The 23,573-nt window shown below is 71.7% G+C and carries 29 protein-coding genes; 13 read left to right on the forward strand and 16 right to left on the reverse strand.

Going from position 1 to position 23,573, the window contains the following annotated elements; genetic code table 11:
- Positions 1-10: 10 nt before the first annotated feature.
- Genes HNR30_RS12040 through HNR30_RS12050 form a run of 3 tightly spaced genes read right to left on the reverse strand, consistent with a single transcriptional unit; the run spans position 11 to position 2,885 of the window.
- Complete coding sequence (locus HNR30_RS12040; RefSeq protein WP_181609837.1) at positions 11-958, reverse strand: VWA domain-containing protein; 948 nt, start codon at positions 956-958, stop codon at positions 11-13.
- Positions 955-1,887, reverse strand: coding sequence for a DUF58 domain-containing protein (locus HNR30_RS12045; RefSeq protein WP_181609838.1), 933 nt, complete (start codon positions 1,885-1,887; stop codon positions 955-957). The genes HNR30_RS12040 and HNR30_RS12045 overlap by 4 nt, the downstream gene beginning before the upstream one ends.
- Positions 1,884-2,885 carry an AAA family ATPase gene (locus HNR30_RS12050; protein WP_181609839.1) on the reverse strand — a complete coding sequence of 334 codons (1,002 nt, stop codon included), beginning with the start codon at positions 2,883-2,885 and terminating at the stop codon, positions 1,884-1,886. The genes HNR30_RS12045 and HNR30_RS12050 overlap by 4 nt, the downstream gene beginning before the upstream one ends.
- Positions 2,886-2,974: 89 nt before the next feature.
- Here HNR30_RS12050 and HNR30_RS12055 point away from each other — a divergent pair, with 89 nt between their 5' ends.
- Both HNR30_RS12055 and HNR30_RS12060 read left to right on the forward strand, forming a co-directional pair.
- Entirely contained in the window at positions 2,975-3,691 is a 717-nt protein-coding gene (locus HNR30_RS12055) for a hypothetical protein (RefSeq protein WP_181609840.1), read from the forward strand.
- A gap of 48 nt (positions 3,692-3,739) precedes the next feature.
- Complete coding sequence (locus HNR30_RS12060; protein WP_181609841.1) at positions 3,740-4,624, forward strand: DUF2268 domain-containing putative Zn-dependent protease; 885 nt, start codon at positions 3,740-3,742, stop codon at positions 4,622-4,624.
- Here HNR30_RS12060 and HNR30_RS12065 read toward each other — a convergent pair.
- Genes HNR30_RS12065 through HNR30_RS49175 form a run of 3 tightly spaced genes read right to left on the reverse strand, consistent with a single transcriptional unit; the run spans position 4,605 to position 6,693 of the window.
- Positions 4,605-4,835: a hypothetical protein gene (locus HNR30_RS12065; RefSeq protein WP_181609842.1), complete on the reverse strand. Its 231-nt coding sequence runs from the start codon at positions 4,833-4,835 to the stop codon at positions 4,605-4,607. The two genes, HNR30_RS12060 and HNR30_RS12065, sit on opposite strands and share 20 nt — an antisense overlap.
- 32 nt (positions 4,836-4,867) lie before the next feature.
- Positions 4,868-5,503 carry a response regulator gene (locus HNR30_RS12070; protein WP_181609843.1) on the reverse strand — a complete coding sequence of 212 codons (636 nt, stop codon included), beginning with the start codon at positions 5,501-5,503 and terminating at the stop codon, positions 4,868-4,870.
- Entirely contained in the window at positions 5,500-6,693 is a 1,194-nt protein-coding gene (locus HNR30_RS49175) for a sensor histidine kinase (protein WP_312894366.1), read from the reverse strand. Before HNR30_RS49175 ends, HNR30_RS12070 begins: the two co-directional genes overlap by 4 nt.
- Positions 6,694-6,828: 135 nt before the next feature.
- Here HNR30_RS49175 and HNR30_RS12080 point away from each other — a divergent pair, with 135 nt between their 5' ends.
- The 4 genes from HNR30_RS12080 (at position 6,829) to HNR30_RS12095 (ending at position 9,484) form a co-directional block, all read left to right on the forward strand.
- On the forward strand, positions 6,829-7,419 hold the full coding sequence (locus tag HNR30_RS12080) for a ClpP family protease (protein WP_181609845.1): 591 nt from the start codon (positions 6,829-6,831) through the stop codon (positions 7,417-7,419).
- Complete coding sequence (locus tag HNR30_RS12085; protein WP_181609846.1) at positions 7,416-8,042, forward strand: ATP-dependent Clp protease proteolytic subunit; 627 nt, start codon at positions 7,416-7,418, stop codon at positions 8,040-8,042. Before HNR30_RS12080 ends, HNR30_RS12085 begins: the two co-directional genes overlap by 4 nt.
- 164 nt (positions 8,043-8,206) lie before the next feature.
- A complete protein-coding gene (locus HNR30_RS12090) occupies positions 8,207-8,590 on the forward strand; it encodes a hypothetical protein (RefSeq protein WP_181609847.1) in 384 nt (127 codons plus the stop codon).
- Between the two features lie 132 nt (positions 8,591-8,722).
- Complete coding sequence (locus HNR30_RS12095) at positions 8,723-9,484, forward strand: TSUP family transporter (RefSeq protein ID WP_181610038.1); 762 nt, start codon at positions 8,723-8,725, stop codon at positions 9,482-9,484.
- Positions 9,485-9,572: 88 nt separating this feature from the next.
- On the opposite strand, the gene HNR30_RS12100 is transcribed toward HNR30_RS12095, so the two are convergent.
- Both HNR30_RS12100 and HNR30_RS12105 read right to left on the reverse strand, forming a co-directional pair.
- Entirely contained in the window at positions 9,573-10,709 is a 1,137-nt protein-coding gene (locus HNR30_RS12100; RefSeq protein WP_181609848.1) for an MFS transporter, read from the reverse strand.
- Entirely contained in the window at positions 10,706-11,455 is a 750-nt protein-coding gene (locus HNR30_RS12105; RefSeq protein ID WP_181609849.1) for a DeoR/GlpR family DNA-binding transcription regulator, read from the reverse strand. The genes HNR30_RS12100 and HNR30_RS12105 overlap by 4 nt, the downstream gene beginning before the upstream one ends.
- Before the next feature lie 44 nt (positions 11,456-11,499).
- Here HNR30_RS12105 and HNR30_RS12110 point away from each other — a divergent pair, with 44 nt between their 5' ends.
- From HNR30_RS12110 to HNR30_RS12125, 4 genes are read left to right on the forward strand one after another with little or no spacing between them, the layout of a single operon-like run.
- Positions 11,500-12,471 (forward strand): helix-turn-helix transcriptional regulator, encoded by a 972-nt coding sequence (locus HNR30_RS12110; RefSeq protein ID WP_181609850.1) that lies wholly within the window; start codon positions 11,500-11,502, stop codon positions 12,469-12,471.
- 19 nt (positions 12,472-12,490) lie between these two features.
- Positions 12,491-13,126, forward strand: a complete 636-nt coding sequence (locus HNR30_RS12115; RefSeq protein WP_181609851.1) for a LysE family translocator — start codon at positions 12,491-12,493, stop codon at positions 13,124-13,126.
- Positions 13,123-13,857, forward strand: a complete 735-nt coding sequence (locus tag HNR30_RS12120; protein WP_181609852.1) for an alpha/beta fold hydrolase — start codon at positions 13,123-13,125, stop codon at positions 13,855-13,857. Before HNR30_RS12115 ends, HNR30_RS12120 begins: the two co-directional genes overlap by 4 nt.
- Positions 13,858-13,860: 3 nt before the next feature.
- Positions 13,861-14,073, forward strand: coding sequence for a hypothetical protein (locus tag HNR30_RS12125; protein WP_181609853.1), 213 nt, complete (start codon positions 13,861-13,863; stop codon positions 14,071-14,073).
- On the opposite strand, the gene HNR30_RS12130 is transcribed toward HNR30_RS12125, so the two are convergent.
- From HNR30_RS12130 to HNR30_RS12140, 3 genes are read right to left on the reverse strand one after another with little or no spacing between them, the layout of a single operon-like run.
- Positions 14,070-14,495 (reverse strand): SRPBCC family protein, encoded by a 426-nt coding sequence (locus HNR30_RS12130; protein WP_181609854.1) that lies wholly within the window; start codon positions 14,493-14,495, stop codon positions 14,070-14,072. The two genes, HNR30_RS12125 and HNR30_RS12130, sit on opposite strands and share 4 nt — an antisense overlap.
- Positions 14,492-14,824, reverse strand: a complete 333-nt coding sequence (locus HNR30_RS12135) for an ArsR/SmtB family transcription factor (protein ID WP_312894367.1) — start codon at positions 14,822-14,824, stop codon at positions 14,492-14,494. The genes HNR30_RS12130 and HNR30_RS12135 overlap by 4 nt, the downstream gene beginning before the upstream one ends.
- Positions 14,825-14,877: 53 nt before the next feature.
- Entirely contained in the window at positions 14,878-15,729 is an 852-nt protein-coding gene (locus HNR30_RS12140; protein ID WP_181609856.1) for a siderophore-interacting protein, read from the reverse strand.
- A gap of 93 nt (positions 15,730-15,822) precedes the next feature.
- Here HNR30_RS12140 and HNR30_RS12145 point away from each other — a divergent pair, with 93 nt between their 5' ends.
- Positions 15,823-16,620, forward strand: a complete 798-nt coding sequence (locus tag HNR30_RS12145; protein ID WP_312894368.1) for a MerR family transcriptional regulator — start codon at positions 15,823-15,825, stop codon at positions 16,618-16,620.
- Between the two features lie 6 nt (positions 16,621-16,626).
- Here the strand turns inward: HNR30_RS12145 and HNR30_RS12150 are convergent, their stop codons facing one another.
- Positions 16,627-16,770, reverse strand: a complete 144-nt coding sequence (locus tag HNR30_RS12150; RefSeq protein ID WP_181609858.1) for a hypothetical protein — start codon at positions 16,768-16,770, stop codon at positions 16,627-16,629.
- 115 nt (positions 16,771-16,885) lie between these two features.
- Positions 16,886-17,344, reverse strand: a complete 459-nt coding sequence (locus HNR30_RS12155) for a winged helix-turn-helix transcriptional regulator (protein WP_181609859.1) — start codon at positions 17,342-17,344, stop codon at positions 16,886-16,888.
- A gap of 87 nt (positions 17,345-17,431) precedes the next feature.
- Here HNR30_RS12155 and HNR30_RS12160 point away from each other — a divergent pair, with 87 nt between their 5' ends.
- Together HNR30_RS12160 and HNR30_RS12165 are read left to right on the forward strand one after the other, a co-directional pair.
- The gene (locus HNR30_RS12160; RefSeq protein ID WP_181609860.1) at positions 17,432-18,628 is read left to right on the forward strand and encodes an MFS transporter; all 1,197 of its coding nucleotides are present in this window, start codon (positions 17,432-17,434) and stop codon (positions 18,626-18,628) included.
- Positions 18,629-18,698: 70 nt separating this feature from the next.
- Positions 18,699-19,169, forward strand: coding sequence for a pyridoxamine 5'-phosphate oxidase family protein (locus tag HNR30_RS12165; protein ID WP_181609861.1), 471 nt, complete (start codon positions 18,699-18,701; stop codon positions 19,167-19,169).
- 29 nt (positions 19,170-19,198) lie between these two features.
- Here HNR30_RS12165 and HNR30_RS50075 read toward each other — a convergent pair whose 3' ends face one another.
- The 3 genes from HNR30_RS50075 to HNR30_RS12180 form a co-directional block, all read right to left on the reverse strand.
- Complete coding sequence (locus HNR30_RS50075) at positions 19,199-21,535, reverse strand: GH1 family beta-glucosidase (protein WP_181609862.1); 2,337 nt, start codon at positions 21,533-21,535, stop codon at positions 19,199-19,201.
- Between the two features lie 166 nt (positions 21,536-21,701).
- Entirely contained in the window at positions 21,702-22,463 is a 762-nt protein-coding gene (locus tag HNR30_RS12175) for an SDR family NAD(P)-dependent oxidoreductase (RefSeq protein WP_181609863.1), read from the reverse strand.
- A gap of 225 nt (positions 22,464-22,688) precedes the next feature.
- The gene (locus HNR30_RS12180; protein ID WP_181609864.1) at positions 22,689-23,546 is read right to left on the reverse strand and encodes an SDR family NAD(P)-dependent oxidoreductase; all 858 of its coding nucleotides are present in this window, start codon (positions 23,544-23,546) and stop codon (positions 22,689-22,691) included.
- Positions 23,547-23,573 lie beyond the last annotated feature (27 nt).

A 23,573-nucleotide genomic window follows, 5' to 3' on the forward strand; every position in this document is an offset into this window, starting at 1 on the left:
TGCCAGAACGTTACGGGATGCGGGAGCCCAGCAGGACCGCCGCGCCCGCGACCAGCACGCCGACCAGGATCGCCGCGATGATGAAACGCTGGCTGATCTCCTGGTTGACCAGCTTGTAGCCGAGCGAGGTGCCGATCTGCTCGTAGACCTCGCGCAGCTCCGTGCCCGATTCGGCGGAGTAGGCCCGGCCGGTGGTGCCGTCGGACAGCGACTGCAGGGTGGCCTTGTTGACCGGCACGTTCACCGGCCTGCCGTCGATCTCCACGGTGCCTTCCTGCGTGCCGTACGCGATCGTGGAGACCGGCACGCGCGCCTGCGTGGCGGCCTGGATGGCCTCGTTGACGCCGCGGCCCGAGGTGTTGTCGCCGTCGGACAGCAGCACGATCGCGGCCGGCGGCGGGTCGGTGGCGGCGCGCTGGTCGAAGGAGCGGATGGAGTCGAGGGAGTTGAAGACCGCCTCGCCGATGGCGGTGCCGGGCCGGGTGGTCAGGTTGCCGATGGCGGTGGCGACCGCCTGGTGGTCGGTCGTGGGGGAGATGACCACGTTGGCCGAACGGGCGAAGGAGACCAGGCCGACGTTGAAGCGGTCGGGCAGCTCCAGCGCGAACTGCTGGGCGGCGGCCTTGGCGGCGGCGATGCGGTTGGGCGTGACGTCGTCGGCCTCCATCGACAGCGACACGTCGAGCGCGATCATGATGGTGGCGCGGTCGCGCGGCACCTTCACCTCGAAGGCGGGCTTGGCGGCGCCGATCACCAGCAGGCTCATCATGACCAGGAACAGCGCGGGCGCGACGTGCCTGCGCCAGCCGGGCCCGGCGGGCACCACCAGGTCGAGCAGCGCCAGGTTGGTGAAGCGCACCGTGTAGCGGCGGCGCATCAGCTGGGAGGCGACGTAGGCGCCGATGATCAGCGCGATCAGGGCGAACAGCCACAACCATCCGGGCGCCAGAAAGGTCATGACGGCCGCCTGCGGGAGTGCACCATGCGCCGTTGCTGGAGGGTGAAGTGGGCGATGTCGTGCACCCAGTCGCGGTCGGTGCGCAGCACCAGGTGGGACACGCCCGCGCGGCGCAGCGCGATGCGGGTGCCCTCGCGCTGCAGGGCGGCCGCTTCCGCGTACGCCTGCCGTACTCTCGGTGTGAGGTGCACGTCGCGTACGTTCCCGCTCTCGGGGTCGCTGAACGCGATTCTGCCCACGTCGGGCAATTCGAGCTCCCGCGGGTCGATGACCTCGACGGCCAGCACCTGATGGCGGGCGGCCAGGCGGCGCATCGGCCGCTCCCAGTCGCGCTCGGCCTCCGGGTCGAGGCTGGGGTGGGCGTCGAGGAAGTCGGAGACGATCACCCGCAGGCCGCGGCGCTGGCGGGTGGAGGCCAGCACCTCGAGTCCCTCGGCCAGATCGGGGGCGTCGGGCACGGAGCGGCCGCGCGGGGCGTCGCTGAGCGAGTGCAGCAGGCCGTACAGGGCGGGCCGCCCGGTGCGGGCGGGCATGCGGTGGATGTACTCCTCGTGCAGGACCAGCACGCCGAACCTGTCGCCGACCCGGCTGGACAGGAAGCCGATCGCGCCGATGGCCGACACGACCAGGTCGCGCTTGTCGGTGTCGGCGGTGCCGAAGTCCATGCTGGCCGACAGGTCGGCCAGCGCCCACGTCTCCAGCTCGCGGTCGGCCACCAGGTCGCGCACGTGCGGCACCGTCGTGCGGGCGGTGACGGCCCAGTCCATGCGGCGCACGTCGTCCTCGCCCGGCACGTACATGCGGCTGTCGCCGGACTCGCTGCCGGGGCCGGGCAGCAGGCCCTGGTGCATGCCGTGCATGAGGCCGTCGAGCTTACGGGTGATGGTCAGCTCCAGCCTCCGCAGCGCCACCTCCGCCCTGTTGGTCATCGTTGCTGGTTCCACACGACCAGGGGCGGGGGCACGGCGTGCAGGATCTGCCGCACCACCTGCTCGGGGTCGACGCCGTCCGCGAGGGCGTCGAAGGTGAGCATGAGCCGGTGTCCCATCACGTCGACCGCCACGTCGCGCACGTCGTCGGGGAGCATGTAGTCGCGCCCGCGCAGCAGCGCGAGGGCGCGTCCGGCCGAGACCAGCCCGAGCGTGGCGCGCGGGCTGACGCCGATCTCGATCGTGTCGGCCAGGTCGCCCAGGCCGTACTCCGACGGAGCGCGGGTGGCCATGACCAGGCGTACGACGTAGTCGGCGACGAGCTGGTGGACCGAGACCTGCTCGGCCTGCTTCTGCAGCGCCATGAGCGTGTCGGGGTCGAGCACCCGCTCGGGCACCGGCGGGGCGACGCTCATCCGGTGCAGGATCTCCAGTTCCTCGTGGGCGCTGGGGTGCGGCACCCGCACGCGGAACAGGAAGCGGTCGCGCTGCACCTCGGGCAGCGGGTAGACGCCCTCGGACTCGATGGGGTTCTGGGTGGCCAGCACGATGAACGGCCTGGGCAGCGGGTGGGTGACGCCGGCCAGGGTCACCTGGCGTTCCGCCATGACCTCCAGCAGCGCCGACTGCACCTTGGCCGGGGCGCGGTTGATCTCGTCGGCCAGCAGGAAGTTGACGAAGACGGGGCCGAGCTCGACGTCGAACTGCTCGGAGGAGGGGTGGTAGACGCGGGTGCCGACGATGTCGCTGGGCACCAGGTCGGGGGTGAACTGGATGCGGGCGAAGGTGCCGCCCACGACGGTGGCCAGCGTCGAGGCGGCCAGGGTCTTGGCCACGCCCGGGACGCCTTCGAGCAGGCAGTGGCCGCGGGCCAGCAGCGCCACCGCCAGCCTCTCCACCATGTGCTCCTGGCCGACGATGACCCGGCGGACCTCGTCCAGCGCCTTGCGCAGGATGGCCGCGTCGGTCTCGCTGGGCAGCTGTTCGGCGACGTTCATGATTGCCATCTTTCCCAAGTTGGCGTGTTTCGTGCATGAAGCGCGGCCGTCGCACGGTATTCACAGCTTTCCTTGGGAACATTGGCCATATGGCAAGCCCCTTGCAGTACGGCGACCCGCCGCGGCTCGGCCCGTTCGTCATCCAGGCGCGCCTGCACAGCATGCCCGCAGGGTTCGTGTACCTGGGGCAGGCCGACGACGGCCGCGCGGTGTCGATCGCGCTGCTGACCAGGGGAGCGGCGCTCGACGGCGCGGCACGCGACCGGTTCGTCACCGCGGTGCGCGAGTCGTCGCCCCGGCGCGGCACCGTGCTGACGGGGCCCGCGGTGCTGGAGTCGGATCTGGGTGAGGCGCCGTGGGCGGCCACGCCGTACCTGCCGGGCCGGCCGGGCGCCGAGCGTTACCTGGAGCCGGTCATGGTCGGCGGCATCCTGCTGGGGGAGGTGCACGGGCCCGACTACGTGCCCTACTGGCTGACCGACCGGGCGCCCGCGCTGCCGGGCGCCGGGCGGGCGCCGCGTCCGGCGACCGAGACGCGGCGCCGGGTGCTGCTGGCGCTGGGGGTGCTGCTGGCGTTGCTGCTGATGGGTGTGGTGATCGCGATCCTGCTGTTCCGGGGGCTGGACGAGACCGAGCCGCTGCGGCGTCCGCTGCCGCCGACGGTGTTCGAGCCCACGCCCCCGCCGACGCCCGAGTCGCAGCAGCCGCAGCCCGAGCCTTCGCCGTCGCCCTCGCAGAGCACGCCGGGCGGCACCTCGCCGGGACTTCCGCCGGGCGAGGAGTCGGATCCGGGCGACGAGATCTAGGAAAACCGGCTTGAGCCTCACGCGACGTGAGGTCCTAGCGTCGCCGGTATGAAGCTCATCATCCACGACACCCTGTCCGCGACGGCGGACCTGCTGCGGCGCCCGCTGGAGGAGCGGCCGCAGGCGCTGCGCGAGATGCTGGCCCCGATCAGGGAGCTGATCCCGATGCCGGGCGACCACGTCGACATCCACCATCAGGGCGGCGGCTTCCGCGTCGACCGTGACGACCCGCGCTACCTGGCCGCGGTCGAGGACCTGGCGGGGCTGCCGGGCGAGATCGAGGAGGAGATCGGGCGGGCGCTGGCGCACCTGAAGGCGGTGGTGCCCGGCATCGAGCATCCCCAGGAGCTGCAGGTGATGTTCGTCCTGGGCAATCCGGACGACGAGCACCTGATGCGCACCTCGGGCGGCTACTACGGCATGGGCTCCTCGCCCGGCTGGCTGTACCTGCTGGCCTGGCCGGGGCCGGGGGTGCGCGAGCGTATCAAGCACTGCGCGGTGCACGAGTTCCACCACCAGGTGCGGTACATGAACGTGGAGTGGAACCCGGTGACGGTGACCGTCGGCGAGCACCTCGTGGCCGAGGGGCTGGCGGAGGCGTTCGTGCGCGAGCTGTCGGGGCCGGAGGCGATGGGGCCGTGGTCGGGCATGGTGACCGGGGCGGAGTTCGACCGGGCGCTGGAGCTGACGATGGCGGCGATCGATCTGGAGGGGATGATGCACACGCCCGCGTATGTGCTGGGGGACTCGGCGATCACGCGGTTCGGCGGGGAGCCGCGCGGCATCCCCGACATGGCGGGGTATGCGGTGGGGCTGCACCTGGTGGACCTCTACCTGGCCCAGAGCGGGTCGTCGGTGGCGGCCGCCTCGGTGCTGCCGGCGGCGCGGATCCTCACGCCGGAGGTGCGCCGCCTCAGCGCCGCTCGCGGATGACCGCCTCGAGGCGGAAACCCATGCCCACCAGCGACGTGGTGCAGCACACGGCGATCAGGCCGAGGGGCGGGTCGCCCTTGGTGACCAGCCAGGCCCCCAGCAGCAGGCCCGCGCCGGCGATGAGGGCCAGATTGCCGAGGCTGCGGAGCCCTTCGACGGCCTGCTGATTGCGGGAGGCTGCCCGCTCGTGCGGTCCTTCGGGGGAGGTCACGCGACAGAGCCTTCCATACCCGCCGCGGGGTGTCAGCGGGGGCTGACGAAGCCGGATTCGTAGGCCGCGATGACGGCCTGGGTGCGATCGCGGGCGCCCAGTTTGGCGAGCACGTTGCCGACGTGGGTCTTGACCGTCTCGCCGCTGACGACCAGCTCGGCGGCGATCTCGGCGTTCGACAGCCCTCTGGCGATCAGCCGCAGCACCTCACCCTCGCGTTCGGTCAGGCCCGTCAGCGCGGGCCGCCGGGCCGTACGGGCGCCGGCCAGGCGTCGGATGGCGGCGGGGAACAGCAGTGTCTCGCCGGCCGCCACCACGCGCACCGCCTGGACGAGGTCGTCGGGCCTGGTGCGCTTGAGCAGGAAGCCGCTGGCCCCGGCGCGCAGCGCCTCGTAGACGTAGTCGTCGTTCTCGAAGGTGGTGACCACGAGCACCTTCGGCGGCCGGTCCATGGCGACCAGCCGGGCGGTGGCCTGGATGCCGTCGACGCCGGGCATGCGCACGTCCATGAGGACGACGTCGGGCCGTTCGCGGCGCACGACGCCGATGACCTCGGCGCCGTCGGCGGCCTCGCCGACGACCGTCAGGCCGGGCTCGGAGTCGAGGATGACGCGCAGGCCGGTCCTGATGAGGTCCTCGTCGTCGGCGATCACTACCTTGAGCGTCATGGCGTCGACCGTAGCGGCAGGCTGACCCGCACCTGCCAGCCGCCCTCGTGCGGTCCGGCCTCGACGGTGCCGCGCAGCAGGTGGACGCGCTCGGTGATGCCCCGCAGGCCGCGTCCGCCGCCGGGCGCGCGGCGGCGGCCGACGGGGTTGCTCACCGTCAGGTCGAGGTGGTCGTCGTGGACGGCGGCCGCGAGCCGTACGGGGCCGGTGCCGTGCTTGAGGGCGTTGGTGAGCGATTCCTGCACGATGCGATAGGCCTCGCGGCTGACCAGGGCGGGCACGGGCGCCAGGTCGCCGAGGTCGGCCTCGACACGGGCGCCGGATCCGGCGATGAGGCCGGTCAGCTGGGTGAGGTCGGGCTGCGGCTGGGTGCTGCGGGTGTCGTCGGCGCGCAGCACGCCGAGCACGTGGTCGAGTTCCTCCAGGGCCTGGCGGGCGGCCTGTTCGATGGCGGCCAGCGATCGCCGCGCGGCGTCGGGGTCGCGGTCCAGGATGCGGGCGGCGGCGGCCGACTGGATGGTCACCACGCTGAGGGCGTGGCCGACCGAGTCGTGCAGGTCGCCGGCGAGCCGGTTGCGTTCGGCCAGGACGCGCGTCTGCTCTTCCGCGGCCTTGAGCCGCTCGGTGGGTGAGGGGCCGAGCAGGGCGGGGGCGAAGCGGGTCAGCAGCCCTCCGGCCAGCCAGGCGACCGCCACGAGCGCGGCCAGGGCGGCCAGGCCCGCCACGGGCAGCCAGGCCAGGTGCCAGCCGGGTTCGAGCGTGCGGTCGAACATGCGCCAGCGGTCGCCGACGAGCGGCACCGCGATCGTCCACAGCGTGAACGGGACGACGGCCAGCGTCATGCCGCTGGCCACGCCGCCGATGCCCAGGTGGGCGGTGAACCAGATGGCGCTGCGCCGGCGTTCGTCCCAGGTGCGGCGCTGCCCGCGGGGCACGGGGGCGATGTCGGCGCCGAGCAGCGCCTGGGCGGGGGGCGCGGCCAGGGCCCGCACCGGCAGTACGAGGCCGGTGACGAAGACCAGGGGGAGCACGGCCAGGAAGACCAGCGGCTGGACGGCCAGCAGCGGGCTGCCGGCCTCGCCGATGCCGTACAGGGCCGTGATCACCTCGCCCGCCATCATGTACGGCATCAGCACGGCCCCGCCGAAGATCAGGCAGATCCAGCGCCTGCCCAGTTCGCCCCATCTCACGGGCACCATCATATGTCGAGCGAAATTCACTCTGGGCATATTGTGCTTTTAGAGAAATGCGCGCACGGCGAAATTGCATTTCCCTTTCGAGTGCCGTCTGTAGGGTCGAGGTAATTCGAGAGAAAGGATCGGAGTATGTCCGGGACCCCTACCGCAGCCTGGTCGGAACAGCTTGGCCAGAGGCTGCTCAAGGAGCGCATCGTCGTTCTCGGCCAGGAGGTCGACGACGACATCTGCAATCGGCTGTGCGGCGAGTTGCTATTGCTGGCGGCGGCCGATCCCGACCGCGACATCACGCTTTACATCAATTCTCCGGGCGGTGCCGTGCACGCCGGGATGGCGCTCTACGACATGATGCAGTTCATCCCGTGCGACGTGGCGACGGTCGCCATGGGCTTCGCGGCGTCGATGGGGCAGTTCCTGCTGTCGGCCGGCACGCCGGGCAAGCGCTACGCCCTGCCGCACGCCCGCATCGTCATGCACCAGCCGCTGGGCGGCATCAGGGGCACCGCCACCGACATCCAGATCCAGGCCGAGAGCCTGCTGTACACCAAGCGGCTGATGGCCGAGCTGATCGCCGGGCACACCGGGCAGCCGTTGTCGCGCATCCAGGAAGACTCCGACCGCGACCGCTGGTTCACCGCCCAGGAGGCCCTGGAGTACGGCTTCGTCGACCACGTCGTGCGCAGCGCCAAGGACGTCACGGCGGGGGTGACGCCGCGATGAACTCCCGATACGTGGTGCCGTCCTTCACCGAGCGCACCTCCTTCGGGGTCAAGGAGATGACGCCCTACACCAAGCTCTTCGAGGACCGGGTGATCTTCCTCGGGGTGCCGATCGACGAGACCTCGGCCAACGACGTGATGGCGCAGCTGCTCACGCTGGAGTCGATCGATCCCGACGCCGACATCAACCTCTACATCAACTCCCCCGGCGGGGAGTTCACGGCGATGACGGCCATCTACGACACCATGCAGTTCGTCCGGCCCGAGATCCACACGGTCTGCATCGGTCAGGCCGCCTCGGCCGCGGCCGTGCTCCTGGCCGCGGGCACGCCCGGCAAGCGCGCCGCGCTTCCGCACGCCCGCATCCTGCTGCACGAGCCGCACACCCAGGGCGGTTTCGGCCAGTCGAGCGACATGGAGATCGCCGCGCGCGAGATCCTGCGCATGCGCGACCTGCAGGAGCAGCTGCTGGCCCGGCACACCGAGCGCCCGGCCGCCGACATCCGCAAGGAGCTGACCCGTGACCGCATCCTGACCGCCGAGCAGGCGCGCTCGTTCGGGGTGATCGACGACGTCTACGCCAGCCGCAAACGCCGCCTGGCGCGGGCGGCGGCCGCCTCCTGAGCCTCGCGCGGCCTCCTGGGGTTCACGGGGCGTTCACCTTCCGACGCCCGCGTGACAAGATCGCGAACACTGCGTGCAAGGTCTTCAGTCAGAGCGCATCCGCGGTTCAAGATCGGTGCTGCGAACGGGCACCGAGATCCGTTCCTGCGGAAGGAATGTCTGTGATGAAGACCCTGATCAAGACGGCCGTGGCAGGCATCGGGGTGGCGGCGGCGACCATGCTGCTGGCCTCTCCTGCCTCGGCCGCCTCGTTCTCGTGGAACGTCGGCGACGGCACCGTCAGCTACAACGACGGCACCGACACCATCTGTGCCCAGGCGTACAACTCGGAGGGTGCGCGTTGGGTCGAGGTGACGGTCACGCCGGTCAACGGTGGCGGCCCTTCGTTCACCTTCCGTGACAACAACAACTACTACGGCCACTCCGGCTCCACCTGCCGCAGCCTGGCCACCGCCTACGAGGACACCTACTACCGGGCGACCGTGCGCACCTACTGGGGTGAGCGCGGCACGACCGAGAGCCGCGGCTCGAAGCTCTTCTACAGCTGATCGGCTCAGCCCTCGGGGACTTGTGGGGCCCGCTTCGCTCCGGCGTGGCGGGCCCCACGTTTTGGCGGGATTCGGGTGGCCTTATACCCTCATTGCGGTTTCTTTGCCGTGGGTCGGGGGAGTGGCGTGTCGCTGTCGCTTGAGCAGATCCTGTTGCTGCTGGTGGCCGCGGCCGGAGCGGGATGGGTCGACGCCGTCGTCGGCGGTGGCGGGCTCCTGCAACTGCCCGCCCTGCTGGTGGCGGGGGTGGCCCCGGTCCAGGCGATGGCCACCAACAAGCTCTCGTCGGTCTTCGGCACGGCCTCGGCCGCGGTGACCTACGCGCTCACCACGAAGATCGACCGCCGGGTGGCCGTGCCCGCGGGCGCGACGGCGGTGCTGGCCGCCGGACTGGGCGCGCTGGCGGCCAGCGCGGTCAGCGCCGAGGTGCTTCGGCCCCTGGTGATGGTGGTGCTCCTGGCCGTGGCCGCGTTCGTCACCCTCCGTCCGGCGATGGGGGCGGTGCCGCAGCCGCACCTGCGCACCGCGCGGCGCTCGTTCGCCGCGATCGTCGTCACCGGCGTGGTGATCGCCTTCTACGACGGCATCATCGGGCCGGGCACGGGCACGTTCCTGATCATCGCCTTCACCACCATCCTCGGGCTGGACTTCGTCGCCGCCTCGGCCACTTCGAAGATCATCAACACCGGGACGAATCTGGGGGCGCTGGCGGTCTTCGCCTGGCAGGGGCACCTCCTGTGGGCGCTGGGCCTGGGCATGGCGTTGTGCAACATCGGCGGGGCGCAGCTCGGGGCGCGCATGGCGCTGCGCAAGGGCACCGGGTTCGTCCGCATCGTGCTGCTGTGCGTCGTGGCGGCGATGGTGGCCCGCCTGGCGTGGCAGCAATGGGGCTGAGCGGGCGGCGGGGTCGAAACGCGGCGGGCGTTCCTGGAGAGACTGATCACCGTCGCCGCCTGAGCGCGGGTCATCGCTTCAACGTGGGTCATCGCTTCAACGCCGGGGCCGCGAGCGCGACGACGAGGGTTCCGGCCACCGGTACGGCCAGCGCCACGGCCAGGCCGGTGACCTCGGCGAGCGCGCCGATGATCACCGGTCCGGCCAGGAAGCCCAGGTAGCCGATGCTCACCACCCTGGCCAGGGCCCTGCCGGCGTAGGCGGGGTCGCGGTGCCCAGCGGCGGAGAAGACCTGCGGCACGGTGCACGACAATCCCGCTCCGAACAGGGCGAATCCGGCCACCGCCGCCGCGGGGTGCCCGGCCAGCAGCGCCGTACCCAGCCCTGTGGCGGCCAGCAGGGCGCAGGCCGTCACCAGGCGCACGGGGCCCAGCCGTACGGCGAGCCGGTCGCCGGCCAGGCGCCCGGCGGTCATGGCCACCGCGAACGCGGCGTAACCGGCGGCGGCCAGGCCGGGCCCGCTGCCGAGGGTGTCGTGCAGGTAGACCGAGCTCCAGTCGGTGGCGGCGCCCTCGCCCACCAGGCACCAGAAGGCGAGCACACCCAGCAGGAGCACGCCCCTGGGCGCCGGGCCGCCCTGCTGGCGGGGCGCGGGCGGTGTGCGCAGGGCCGATCGGGCCGTCAGGGCCGCGACGGCGGTGACGACGGACCCGGCGGTCAGGAACGTCGTGGTGACCGGGACGCCGGCCGCCGCCAGCACTCCGCCCGTTCCGGCGCCGAGGAATCCGCCGACGCTGAACACGGCGTGCATCTTCGACAGCAGCGGGCGGCCGCGCAGCGCCTCGACCGCGACGGCGTTGGCGTTCATGGAGACGTTGAGCACGCCGTAGCAGCCGCCGAAGGCGAACAGCGTGACGACCAGCATGGGCAGGCCGCCGGCCAGGGAGGGGGCGAGCAGGGCAGGACCGAGCGCGAGCGCCGAGGGGATCATGAGGCGGTGGCTGCCGAGCCGGTCGATGAGGGGGCCGGTCGCCTGCATGCCCGCCATGCCGCCCGCGGCCATGGCCAGCAGGCCGATGCTGAGCTGCAGGTCCGACAGGGCCAGGGCGTGCTTGATCGCGGGGATGCGTGAGGTCCACGCGCCCATCGCCAGGCCGCCGGCGAAGAACAGCAGGCCGACGGCGGCCACCTGGGCGCGGGTGCCGCCGCGGGTTAAGACGCTCATACCCTGCGCACCGCCACTCCCGCCGCGACGAGGGCGTCGAGCTCCTCCTGGGGCGCGCCTTCGTCGGTGACGACCACGTCGAGGCCGGACAGCCCGCACACCGCGCCGAAGGAGGCACGCGAGAACTTGCCCGAATCGCACACCGCGACCGTGCGCCGCGCGGAGGCCATCGCCGCCTGCTTGACCGCCACCTCGGGCAGGTCGTGGGCGGTGAGCCCGTCGCGGGCCGACAACCCGCAGCAACCGATCACCGCGGTGTCGAAGCGGCACCCCCTGATCGAGCTCTCGGCCAGGGGGCCCGTGACATTGAGCTCGCCGGGCCGTACCTGGCCGCCGGGCAGCACCAGCCGCACCCTTTCGGCGCCGGCCAGCACGCCCACGGCCTGCAGCGCCAGCGGCATCACCGTCACCCGGCGCCCGGCCAGGGCGCGGGCGACCTCCAGGCAGGTGGTGCCGCCGTCGAGCACGACGGCCTCCCCGTCGGCGATCAGCGCGGCGACCTCGGCGGCGATGCGGCGTTTGGCCTCCACCGCCTCCATCTCGCGCACGCCGAACGGCGGCTCCTCGCCGCGCAGCAGCAGCGACAGCGCGCCGCCGCGCACGCGGCGCACGACGCCCTGGCGGGCCAGCTCGTCCAGGTCGCGGCGGATCGTCATCTCCGAGACGTCGTGCTCGGCGGCCAGCTCGGCGACCGAGACGCTGTCATGGGATCGCAAGGTGTTCAAGATGGCTAGCAAACGCTCCATGTGTTCATACAAACATCATTTGTGTGTGAAATACAATGGACGGCATGCGAGCCAGCCGTCTGCTCTCCCTCCTGCTGCTGTTGCAGACGCGGGGCCGGATGACCGCGCCGGAGCTGGCCGAGCAGCTCGAGGTGTCGGTGCGCACCGTCTACCGCGACGTCGACGCGCTGTCGGCGGCGGGCATCCCCGTCTACGCCGACCGTGGACCCGCGGGCGGCTACCAGCTGCTCGACGGCTTCCGCACCCGCCTCAACGGCCTGACCGCCGAGGAGGCCTCCGGCCTGTTCCTGGCCGCGTTGCCGGGCCCCGCCGCCGAGCTTGGACTGGGGCGGCTGGCGGCCAACGCCGAACTGAAACTGCTGGCCGCGCTCCCGCCCGAGCCGCGCTCCCACGCCGCCCGCATGCGCGAACGGTTCCACATGGACGTCCCCGGCTGGTACCGCGGCGCCGACGACGTGCCGCACCTGGGCGAGGTGTCGGAGGCCCTGTGGGAGGAGCGGTCCCTGCGCATGATCTACCGCCGGTGGGGGCAGCAGGAGGTCGAGCGCGAGATCGACCCGTACGGCCTCGTCCTCAAGGGCGGCTCCTGGTATCTGGTGGCCGCACCGCGCAACAGCTCGCCGCGCACCTACCGGGTCTCGCGCATCCTGAAGATCGAACGGCTGGAGCGCACCTTCGAACGGCCCGCCGGCTTCGACCTGGCCGCCTTCTGGCAGGCCTACGCCGCCGAGTTCCTGCAGAAGATGTACACCGCCGAGGCGCTGATCAGGCTCGCCCCCGACCTCGACGGGCTGTTCCGCTACACCGTCGGCGAGGAGGTCGGCCACCGCGCCCTGGCCGGCGCCGGCGAACCCGACGCCGACGGCTGGCGCACCCTCACCCTGCCCATCGAGTCGATCAAGCACGCGCGCTGGGTGCTGCTGCGGCTCGGCGCCATGGTCGAGGTGCTGGGGCCTGCGGAACTGCGCGCGCTGATGGCCGAGGAGGCGGAAAAACTAGCGGAGATGTACCGGTAGATCCGGCAGGATCGGCTGCATGTATCTGCTCGCCTTCATCGGTGCGTGCGTGCTGGTGGCCATGGTGCCCGGCGTCAGCACGGCGATCATCATGCGCCAGACCATCCGCTCGGGACGCGGCTCGGGGCTGGCCGCCACACTCGGCAACGAGACCGGCATCCTGCTGTGGGCGCTGGCCGCCGCCTTCGGCCTGACCGCGCTGCTGCTGGCCTCGCAGGTGGCCTACGACCTCATGCGCATCGCGGGGGCGGTGGTGCTGCTCGTCATGGGCGCCCAGGCGCTGTGGCAGGCCCGCCGCAACACCGCCGCGCCCGACACCTCAGACACGGCCGAGCCGCACGGCGAGGCGGCTACCGGCTGGCGCCGGCCGTACCTCATGGGGCTGGGCACGTGCCTGGCCAACCCCAAGGCGGCGGTGTTCGCGCTGTCGTTCCTGCCGCAGTTCGTGCCGCCGGGTCAGAACGTGCCGCTGACGCTGGTGGCGCTGGCGCTCATCTGGGTCGTGGTCGACACGGTGTGGTACAGCCTGGTCATCTGGGCGGTCGCCCGCGCCAAGGCCGTCCTCGGCCGCCCGGCCGTCCGCCGCAGGCTGGAGCAGATCTCGGGGATCGTGCTGATCGGCCTGGGTGTGCGCCTGGTGGTGGAGGCCCGGTGAGGATCTGGTTCGAGGAAGCCGGGCAGGGCGAGCCGCTGGTGCTGCTGCACTCGAGCGCCACCGACGCCCGCATGTGGGATCCGCAGTGGCGGGCACTGGCGGGGCGCTTCCGGGTGATCCGGGTGGAGTATCGCGGGTTCGGCCGCTCCCCGTTCGAGGCGGACGGGCCCTACTCCGACGCCGACGACGTGGCTGCCTTGCTGCGGAGGCTGGGACTTACTCATGTGGCGATCGTGGGTTCCTCCTACGGTTGCCGCGTGGGTCTGGAGCTGGCAGCGCGCGGACTGGTGACGCGCATGGTGCTGCTCAACCCCGGATCCGACCTGGGACCCACCCCCGACCTCACGGCCTTCACCGAGGAGGAGCACCGCCTTCTCGCCGCCGGATTGATCGAGGAGGCCGTCGCGCACAACGCCAGGACGTGGCTCGGACCTGAGGCAACACCCGAGGCCAGGGAGGTGTTCTCGACGATGCAGCGGCAGGTCTTCACGATCCAGCTCGCCGCCGACCCCGAACCCGAGCAGGTCTGGGCCAAGCCCGACCTTGACGCCGTCACGATCCCCGTACTGGTCGTCACCGGTCCGCACGACCTGCCCTTCTTCCAGGCCAGCGCCCGTCACCTGGCCGGCCGCTTGGCGGGTGCGGAGCTGCGCGAGTTGTCCTGGGCCGGCCATCTGCCCAGCCTGGAACGTCCGGTGGAGGTCACCGAGCTGCTTCTGGACTACCTTTAGCGCATGAGCAACGACCTGACCGCGCTCGTGCAGCAGACCGAGGACGAAGACCCGCTCCGGGCGCTGCAGGCCACCCGCGCGTTGCGGGCGGAGCTGGAGCGCATCGAGGCCGTGCACGTGCGGCGGGCGCGGGTGGCCGGGTTGCCCTGGGCGCAGATCGCCGACGCGCTGCAGGTGAGCAAGCAGGCCGTGCACAAGAAGTACGGCAGGCGCTAGCGAGCGGCGTCGGCGAACCAGCGCAGCGCGATGTTCCACGAGTAGCCGCGCCTGATGCGGCGCTCCACCTCGCTCGGCAGCGTGTCGAGGCCGCGGTGCTCGAGCGTCACCTCGGTGCCCTCGCCGGTGGCGGCGAAGGTGACCTCGATCTCCATGGAGCCGTCGTTGAGCAGGTCGGCCCAGGCCGGCCTGCCGGGCGGCTCCCACACGATCACCTTGCCGACCTCGACGTGGCCGCCGTCGGCGTGCAGCTCGCGCAGGTAGCCGTCGACGAAGCGGATGCCGACGGCCTTGGCGGGCTCGACCCAGCTGTGCGGGCCGCGCACGTACCAGGCGTCGATCTCGTCGGTGAACATCGTGAAGGCGGTCGCCACGTCGATCGGGACCGTCACCCGCGCCCGCACCGAGTTGGCCGGGTTCACAGGGTTCTTCGGGTGCGCTCGACGTGGTTCTTGAACGAGCCGAGCTGCTCGGCCCAGAAGGCCTGGACCTGGTCGAGCCATGCTTGCAGGGCGGCGAAGGGCTCGGGGCGCAGGGTGTAGAGCCGCAGCCGGGCGTCCTGGCTGCCGGTCTCGGCCTCCACCAGGCCGCCGGCGCGCAGGACACGCAGGTGGCGGCTGAGCGCGGGCGCGCTCATGTCGACGGCCGCGGCCAGCTCGCCCGCGGGGCGCGGGCCTTCGCGCAGCAGGTCGATGACCTTGCGGCGGGTGGGGTCGGCCAGGGCGGCCAGCGTCGCGTCGAGGTCGTTCACAGCGTCATTAACCATTGTGGGACCACGATAGCTCCTCACCCGCCGGAGGCGATCTACGAGCGGGCCTGCAGCTCCTGGGCGCGGGCGAGCAGGTCCTGCGCGTCGGCCATGTCCTCGCCCGTGGGCGCGTCGTCCTGGGTGAGGGCGCGGCGCCAGTAGCCGGAGAAGTCGATGGCCGATTTGGCGATGCCGCGCTCGGCGACCAGGTGCCGGCGCAGCCGCCGTACGGCGGAGGCCTCGCCGGCCAGCCACGCGAAGACCCGGCCGCCGGGGAACTCGGCCCCGGCGACGGTGTCGACGAGGGCGCCGCCGCCGGTCCAGTGCACGGTGACCGCGCCGCGAGTGGGCAGGTCCTGGCGGTCGCGCGGGTCGCCGGCCTCGACGAACACCTCGGCGCGCTTGCCGTACGGCAGGGCCTCCAGCAGGGTGCCGATGGCGGGCAGGGCGCTCAGGTCGCCCGCCAGCAGCACCCAGTCGGCCTCGGCCAGGTCCCGGTCCAGGGGGACGGGGCGGGCGAAGTCGGATGAGGGGCCGAACATGGCCAGCCGGTCGCCGGGTCGTGCCCGCAGGGCCCAGCGGGAGGCGGGGCCGCCGGATCCGTGCAGGACGAAGTCGATGTCGACGGTGTTGTGGCCGCGGGCGCGCAGGGTGAAGCTGCGCATCCACGGCCGTTGCGGTTCCGGGATGGCGGTGAAGGCGGCGTACCAGCTCATCAGCTCGCCGTCGGCGTCGGGCAGGAGCGGCGTGTCCTGGCCGGGGCGCGGGAAGTAGAGCTTGACCTGCTGGTCGGGGCCGGTCTGCGGCAGGCCGGTCAGGTCGTCGGCGGTGAAGGTGACGCGGGCCATGCCGGGTGACAGGCTGCGGACGCGGACGACTTCCAGGGTGCGGATCGGCAGGCGGGGCATGGGTTCCTCCTCGGTCGGCGGCTGTCCTTCAAGCGTGGCATTGAACTCCTATGTGAGACTTTTGACGCCGTGTACGCGGGCTAGGCTGGGATGGTGGAGGCAGAAGTCGCCAATCGGGCGTCAAGGGTGCGGTTGCGGGTGTCGGAGCTGGCCCGGCGGGCGGGCATCTCCGTGCAGCAGGTGCGCACCTACGCCGACCAGGGGCTGCTGCCGCCCGTCGAGCGGGCGGACAACGGGTACCGGGTGTTCACCGGCGAGCACGAGCGCGCGTTGCGGACGGTGCGGAGCATGGCGGCGGGGCACGGGTGGCAGTGCACGGGGGAGGTCATGCGGGCCGTGCACGCCGGGCGGGTGGAGGACGCGCTGGCGCTGGTCGACGCCAGCCACGCGGAGCTGAGCCGGGAGCGGGCCGATCTGGCGCGGGTGCTGGGGGCCTTCGAGGAACTGGCCGCGCCCACGCCGGTGCGCGGGGCCGGGACTCCCGAGGTGCTGGCCGGGCTCACAACGGCGCGGGAAGGGGCGACGCGGGCGGGAGGGGGTCGGGTGATGCGGGTGGGAGAGGTTGCGGGGCTGGTCGGGGTGCGCACGTCGGCGTTGCGCGTGTGGGAGTCGATGGGGTTGCTGCGGCCCTCACGTGATCGTGCCACCGGATACCGCGTCTACGACGCCCACGAGGTCCGCAAGGCGCAGGCGGTCGCGCTGTTGCGGCGGGCGCACTATCCGCTGCCGGCCGTCGAGGCGGTGATGCGCGAACTCGACAGCGCGGGCAGCCCGCAGCGGCTGCGCAGGGAACTGGCCAGGCGCGGCGAGGACCTGCACCGGCTCAGCCTCCTGCGCCTGGCCGGATCGGCGGCGCTGCACGACTACCTGCGCGGCGCGTCACCCGCCTGAGGCGGGTCAGGGTTCAGGGTCGATCGTGGAGTCTCCACTCGCCACCAGCCCGTATCCGGCGGTGTGTGACGTGTTGAAGGCGTAGCCCCAGAAGGGCAGCATGACGGCCAACGCCTGGCTCGCCTCGTCGGAGAAGCCGTTGTCCCGCATGCCCGCCTGGAGGCTGACTTGGCCAGGATCTCGGGCTTCTTGCCCATGGCGCCTGATCGTCGGCATCGGCGGCGGCGGGTGTCTGTGAGGTCTGAAGGCGCCGAGGGTCTGCTATCTATCGGGTCTTCTGCACGTGGGTGGTGTCGGCGTCGAGGAGGGTGCCGTCGGCGCTGGTCGGCGCGATTTCCGGTACAGGGATGCCGTGCTGGTCGACGAGGGTGGAGTGGGTCTCGCCGGGCGCGAAGGCATGGCGTTCTCCCCACTGTCGCAGAGTGAGGATGACGGGGAACAAGTCGCGGCCGGCGTCGGTGAGCACGTACTCCTGACGGCGGCCCGTTGGTGCGGCGCGCTGGGCGAGGAGCCCGTGAGCGGTGAGCTTGCGAAGGCGATCGGCGAGGATGTTGCGGGCGATGCCGGTGCGTCGTTGGAACTCGGTGAACGATCGTGCACCGTCCATCGCGTCGCGGACGACGAGAAGGCTCCACCTGTCGCCGACGAGGTCGAGCGTGCGGGCGACGGGGCATTCGGGGTCGGTCCAGCCGAGGTTCGGGGCGCCCATGGTGGTGCGCGACATAACACCTCCCGATGAGTTGCGAATTGAAACCATTGTGCCCTACGGTCAAATCGGTTGCAAGATGCTACCGATTGGGATTGGAGCACGATGAACGTATGGCGGCGGTTGCTGCTCGCGGTGGTGTGTGGTGTCGCTGTGGCGAGTATCTACGCCTCCCAGCCGGTTCTGGAGCCGATGGGAGGCGATCTCGGCGTGCCGGCAGAACTCACTGGGTGGATCGTCGCGATCGGCCAGATCGGCTATCTGGCAGGGCTGGTGCTGCTGGTGCCCCTTGGCGATATGGTCGACAGGCGCCGGCTCATCGCCGTGCACCTGGCACTCACCGCAGTGGGCATGATCCTGACGGCCTCCGCGTCGGCGGCATGGGTGGCGTTCCTGGGGCTCGCGGCGGCTGGGGTGTTCGCGGTCGTGGTGCAGATCACGGTGGCCTACGCCGCGTCCGTCTCACCGCCTGCCGAACGCGGACGGAACATCGGTGTCGTGACCTCGGGCGTTGTGGTCGGCATCCTTGGTGCGCGGGTGGTCACCGGCACGCTCGCCGAGGTGTGGGGCTGGCGGAGCGTCTATGCCGTGCTCGCGATGCTGTCACTCGGGCTCATGGTCCTCGTCCTCGTCGCACTACCGTCAGAGGAGCGCCCCAACCGGCCGGCGGGGTACAGACGGGCCGTCGTCTCACTCCGCGGACTGTTCGGGCAGCGCCTCTTCCTGACGCGCGGCCTCATCACCTTCTTCTTGTTTGCATCGTTCGGAACGTTGTGGAGCGGCCTGTCCCTGCCGCTGGGGGACAGGCCGTGGCAACTGAGCGAGAGCCAGATCGGGCTGTTCGGCATTGCCGGAGTCGCCGGCGCACTCGGCGCGGCACGCGCGGGACGGTGGGCGGACGCGGGACGGGCGGCTCTGATCACCGGCCTTTCGCTCACCCTGCTCATCCTCTCGTGGGCAGCGATCGCGCAGCTGCCGTGGTCGCTGTGGCTCCTCATCGTCGGAATCGTGGTTCTCGACTTCGCGGTCCAGGCTGTGCATGTGAGCAACCAGCACCTGCTCACCGCCGCGCATCCGGATCGCACCAGCAGCGCCATCGGCGGCTACATGGTCTTCTACTCGCTCGGCTCCGCCCTCGGCGCTGCCGCAACCACCGCCATCTTCGCCGCCCACGGCTGGGCGGGCTCCAGTCTCCTCGGAGCCGGATTCGCGGCCTGCGCGCTGGCCGTCTGGGCGGCCGACAGGCGACGACCCCTCGATGGCGCGAAACTCCGATCCGAGAGAGCCTGCTTGATCGGTTGACAGCCCGGGCGCGGCGCGCGGCGGTCGTGGGTGGGCTGGTTTTGTCGGTGGGCTGGTGAAGGATGGCGGCATGACTTCTTGGGCTGAGTTCGAACAGCAGGCTCCGGAGCTCGCGGGCGTCGTCGGGGGCCTGATGGCCGCCCACAAGCACAAGGTGATGGCCACCTTGCGCAAGGACGGCTCGCCACGCGTCAGCGGCACCGAGACCGAGATCAAGGAGGGCCAGCTCTGGATGGGCTCGATGCCGGGCGCGGTCAAGGCGCTCGACCTGCGCCGCGATCCGCGCATGGCGTTGCACGTCACCTCGCCCGATCCCGACCAGGACAAACCCGACGACTGGGCGGGTGACGCCAAGCTGGCCGGGCGGGCGGAGGAGATCACCGATCCCGAGACGCTGGCCCGCTTCGAGATGCCCGGCGACGGGCCTTACCTGTTCCGCGTCGATCTGTCCGAGGTCGTCTGGACCCGCGTCCAGGGTGACGAGCTGGTGATGGACATCTGGCACGAGGGCAAGGGCGTGCGTCAGGTGCGACGTAAGTAATCTACAAAGTAAAGGCGATCGGCTGTGTGCTAAGCACGGCTCGATTCGCGCACGATCAGCTGCGCCGACAGCAGTGCCGAGCTCACCGGACGCCCCTCCAGACGCGACAGCAGCAGCCGCGCCAGCGTGAGGGCCTGGTCGCCCGCGCGTTCGCTGATCGTGCTCAGCCCCGCGTAGGCCGCCGCCTGCACATCGCCGAACCCGACCACGGCCACGTCGTCACGACCCGCCTCCCGCACGGCACGCAACACTCCGAGGGCCATCACGTCCGACGAGGCGAACACCGCCTGCACACCGGGGTCGTCGTCGAGCAGCCGCCGCACCGCCTCGGCGCCCGACCTCTGCGAGTGCTCGCCGACCGTCAGGAAGGGCTGCAGCCCGGCCTCGCGCATCGCCTCCCGGTAGCCGGCCAGCCGGTCGCGCACCCGCGCCTGTTCCATCGGACCGCACACCATCGCGATCCGGGTCCGTCCCGTCTCCATCAGGTGCCGGGTGGCCAGGGCTCCGCCGCCGGCGTTGTCGATGTCGACACAGGGCACCAGCGACGAGAAGGCCGGTTTGCCCAGCAGCACCATCGGCACCGCCGTGCCGTACAACCGGGAGATGAGGGGGTCGGCGCCATCGTGCGGGGCCAGCAGCACGCCGTCGACGTGGCCCGACTCGACGTGCGAGACCAGGGTGGAGCGGTTGTGCTCGGTGTCGGCCAGCAGCAGGGTGATACGTTTGCCCGCCGCCTGGATGGCCTGGCCCGCGGTCATGACGAGGGTGCCGATGCCCGCGTCGTCGCGCTCGGGCGAGGTGGCCAGCACCAGGGCGACGGTCTCGGTGCGCTGGGTGACGAGGTTGCGGGCGGCGGCGTTGGGCACGTAGCCGAGCTGGTTGACGGCGTGCAGCACCGCCTCGCGGATCTCGGGGCTGACGGAGTTCTCGCCGTTGACGACACGCGAGACGGTGGCGCGCGAGACTCCCGCGCGGGCCGCGACCGTCTCCAGGGTGGGGCGTTTGGGACGGCTGACCGGCAGCCCGTTGTGGCGGATGACCTCGCGATACCAGCGGCCGCTGTCCTTGACGGTGCGCAGCTGGGTGTCGAAGTCGACGTGGACGATGCCGAAGGTACGCCGGTAGCCTTCGGCCCACTCGAAGTTGTCCATCAGCGACCAGACGAAGTAGCCCTTGCACGGCACGCCGTCGGCGATGGCGTGCCGTACGGCGCGCAGGTGCTCGTCGAGGAAGGCGGTGCGGTCGGCGTCGGCGACGGCGCCCGACCTGACCACGTCGGAGAAGGCCGCGCCGTTCTCGGCCACGACGAGCTCGACGCCGGGGTAGCGGCGGGCGAGCTGGCGCAGCAGCAGCGACAGGCCGTTGGGCACGATCGGCCAGCCCATGGCGGTGGCGGTGACGTGGGAGTCGGAGAAGCGCACCCCCTCGACGCCCGGGTAGGCGGGGTTGGGCGGTGCTCCCGGTTCCGCGCGCACGATGGTGGGGGCGTAGTAGTTGACGCCGAGCACGTCGATCGGCTCGCTGATGATCTCCAGGTCGCCTGGCCGTACATGGGCCTCGGGCAGGCCCGCCGGGTACTTCCCGCGCAGGACGGCGTCGAGGAACTGCCGGTTGAGCACGGCGTCGACCTGCTCGACGGCGTGCGCGTCGGGCTCGGGCAGGGTCGCCGAGGGGTCGGCGACCTGGTCGGGGGTGAGCACGGGGGAGAGGTTGAGCGGGATGCCGATGCGGCGGGCGCCTTCTGCGCGCAGCGCCCGCACGCCCAGGCCGTGGGCGAGCAGCATGTGGTGGCCGACGGCGAAGACGGTCTCGGCGGGGGAGAGGCGTCCGGGCGCGTGCAGGCCGATGCCGTAGCCGAGGCTGGCCTGGACGAACGGCTCGTTGACGGTCAGCCAGGTGTCGACGCGGTCGCCGAGCCTGGCGTGGACGGCACGCGCGTAGTCGGCGAAACGCCAGGCGGTGTCGCGGCTGGTCCAGCCGCCGTCGTCCTCCAGTGCCCTGGGCAGGTCCCAGTGGTAGAGGGTGACGTAGGGGGCGATGCCGGCGGCGAGCAGCTCGTCGGTGAGGCGGTCGTAGAAGTCGAGCCCGCCGGTGTTGATCGCGCCGCGCCCGTCGGGCTGCACGCGCGGCCAGGCGACCGAGAAGCGGTAGGCCGCCAGGCCCAGCTCCTTCATGAGGGCGACGTCTTCGCGGTAGCGGTGGTAGTGGTCGCAGGCCACCTCGCCGGTGTCGCCGTGCGCGGGGGCGAAGCCGTCCCAGATCGACGGTCCGCGGCCGTCCTCCTTGGCGGCTCCCTCGATCTGGTAGGCCGAGGTGCCCGCGCCCCAGACGAACCCGCGCGGGAAGGTCAGCGCCGTGGGCTTCACGGTTGCGGGCGGAGGTCGTGCCGGGAGGCGGTGGTCATGGGGGCGGCCCTTCGCGTGATCACGGAGTGGGGTCAGTGTACGGCTCCGCGCCCTTCGAGGGGATTCGCGCCGAGGGTGAGGACTTGCTAGTGCGCCGCTCTGCTCGCCTGAAACGTGGAGCGGTGGGTCAGTGCACGGAGAAGCCGCCGTCGACGAAGAGCATCTGGCCGGTGACGAATGCCGAGGCGTCGGAGGCGAGGAAGACGGCGGCGCCGGCGAAGTCGGCGGGCAGGCCGTTGCGGCCGACGAGGTGGCGGGCGGCCAGTTCCTCGACGCGTCCGGGCTGAGCCTGGGCGGGTTCGGTGAGCGGGGTGAGGACGAACCCGGGCATGAGGGTGTTGACCAGCACACCCTGCTTCGACCAGGCCTCGGCCTGGGAGCGGGTGAGCCCGGCGATGGCGGCCTTGCTGACGCCGTAGACGCCGCTGTCGCCGAAGGCGCTGATGGACTGCTGGGAGCCGATGTTGATGATCCGGCCCCAGCCTCGCTCGGCCATCCGGGGGCCGAAGTGCTGGCCGAGCCGGTAGGGGGCGGTGAGGTTGAGGGCGAGAGTCTCGGCGTAGTCGTCGTCGGTGAGGGTGTGCATGGGCTTGCGGATGTTGTTGGCGGCGTCGTTGACGAGGATGTCGACGGTGCCCGCGGTGTCGCACACGCGGGTGACGTCGCCGCTGTCGCCGAGGTCGGCGCTGATCCAGCGGGTTCGCACGCCATGGGCGCGCAGTTGCTCGGCCGCCTGGGCGAGCTGGGGTTCGCGGCGGGCGACCAGGACCACCTCGGCGCCTGCCCGGCCTAGGGCCTCGGCGATGGCGTAGCCGATGCCGGAGCTGCCGCCGGTGACCAGGGCGGTGCGCCCGTCGAGGGCGAACAGCGAGTGCAGGTAGTCGGACATGGTGGGGGACTCTATCGTGCGGGCGATCACGAGGTGGGAGGTGGTCGGACCGGGGGTGGAGGGCATGGAGCGGAGGGCATGGAGCGGAGGGCATGGAGCGAGGCCTGGGGCGGGGGTCGTGGGGCGGGGGTCTTCGGGCGGCGAAGGTCCTAGGGCTGGGAGGCGGGGGTGGTGAGGAGGCGGGGGTGGTGAGGAGGCGGAGAGGCGGGGCGTCAGGCTGGGGCGTCAGGCTGGGGTGGGAGGGGTGAGGGTGGGAGGGGTGAGGGTGGGAGGGGTGAGGGTGGGAGGGGTGAGGATAGGAGAGGTGAGGGTGCGGAGCCGGTCGTCCAGGCGTGCCGCTTCCTGTGCGTCGATCGCCAGGGTGAGCGGCCGTGCCTTCCTCCACGCGGTGAGCGGTGCGGCCGGTGGCCGGTCGATGTGGGCGGTGATCGGCGGTACGGCCCGGCCGACCGGCTGGGCGAAGAGCGCCGCGGCGACGCGGACGAGCCCCCGCACGGGCTGCCTGAACGGCTCGTGCAGCCCGGTGTCCACGAACACCGGGTTGTGCAGCACGTACCTGATCCGTTCCGAGCGATACCCGGCGCCGAGCAGCTCGGCGGCTCTGGCGCCCTGCCGGGTGGCGTCGAGTGCCCGGTAGCGGCGTTCCAGCTGGAGGTCGTCCCAGTGGATGCGCCCGCCCTGTCCCACCCCGCACAGGTTGACGATCACGGGCGCGGCGGCCCGGTCGAGGGAGGGGCGCAGCCCGGACGCCATGAGCCAGCGGTTGAGCACGTAGAGCGCGAAGGTGTGCTCGAACCCTTCGGAGGTCAGCACTCGCGCCGGGTTGTAGCGGAAGGCGGCCATGACCAGCGCGTCAATCGTGGGGTGGTCGGCTGTGAGCCGCTCGGTCAGTTCCGTGGTGCGGGCCACCGAGCTGAGGTCGGCCTGGACGAAGCGGGCTCGTGGAGCCTGGGCCCGCAGCCGTCGGCCGCCCGTTTGGCTGCTGCCGACGGCGACGACGTGGTCGCCGCGTTCGCTGTGGTGGCGGGCCAGGGCCAGGCCGATGCCGCTGGTGCCGCCGGTGATGACGATGGTGCGCTCCATAAGCTGAGGGTCTCCTCAAGTTGAGTG

Origin of the sequence: Nonomuraea soli (genome assembly GCF_013761175.1) — a bacterium.
GTDB classification, from domain to species: Bacteria; Actinomycetota; Actinomycetes; order Streptosporangiales; family Streptosporangiaceae; genus Nonomuraea; species Nonomuraea soli.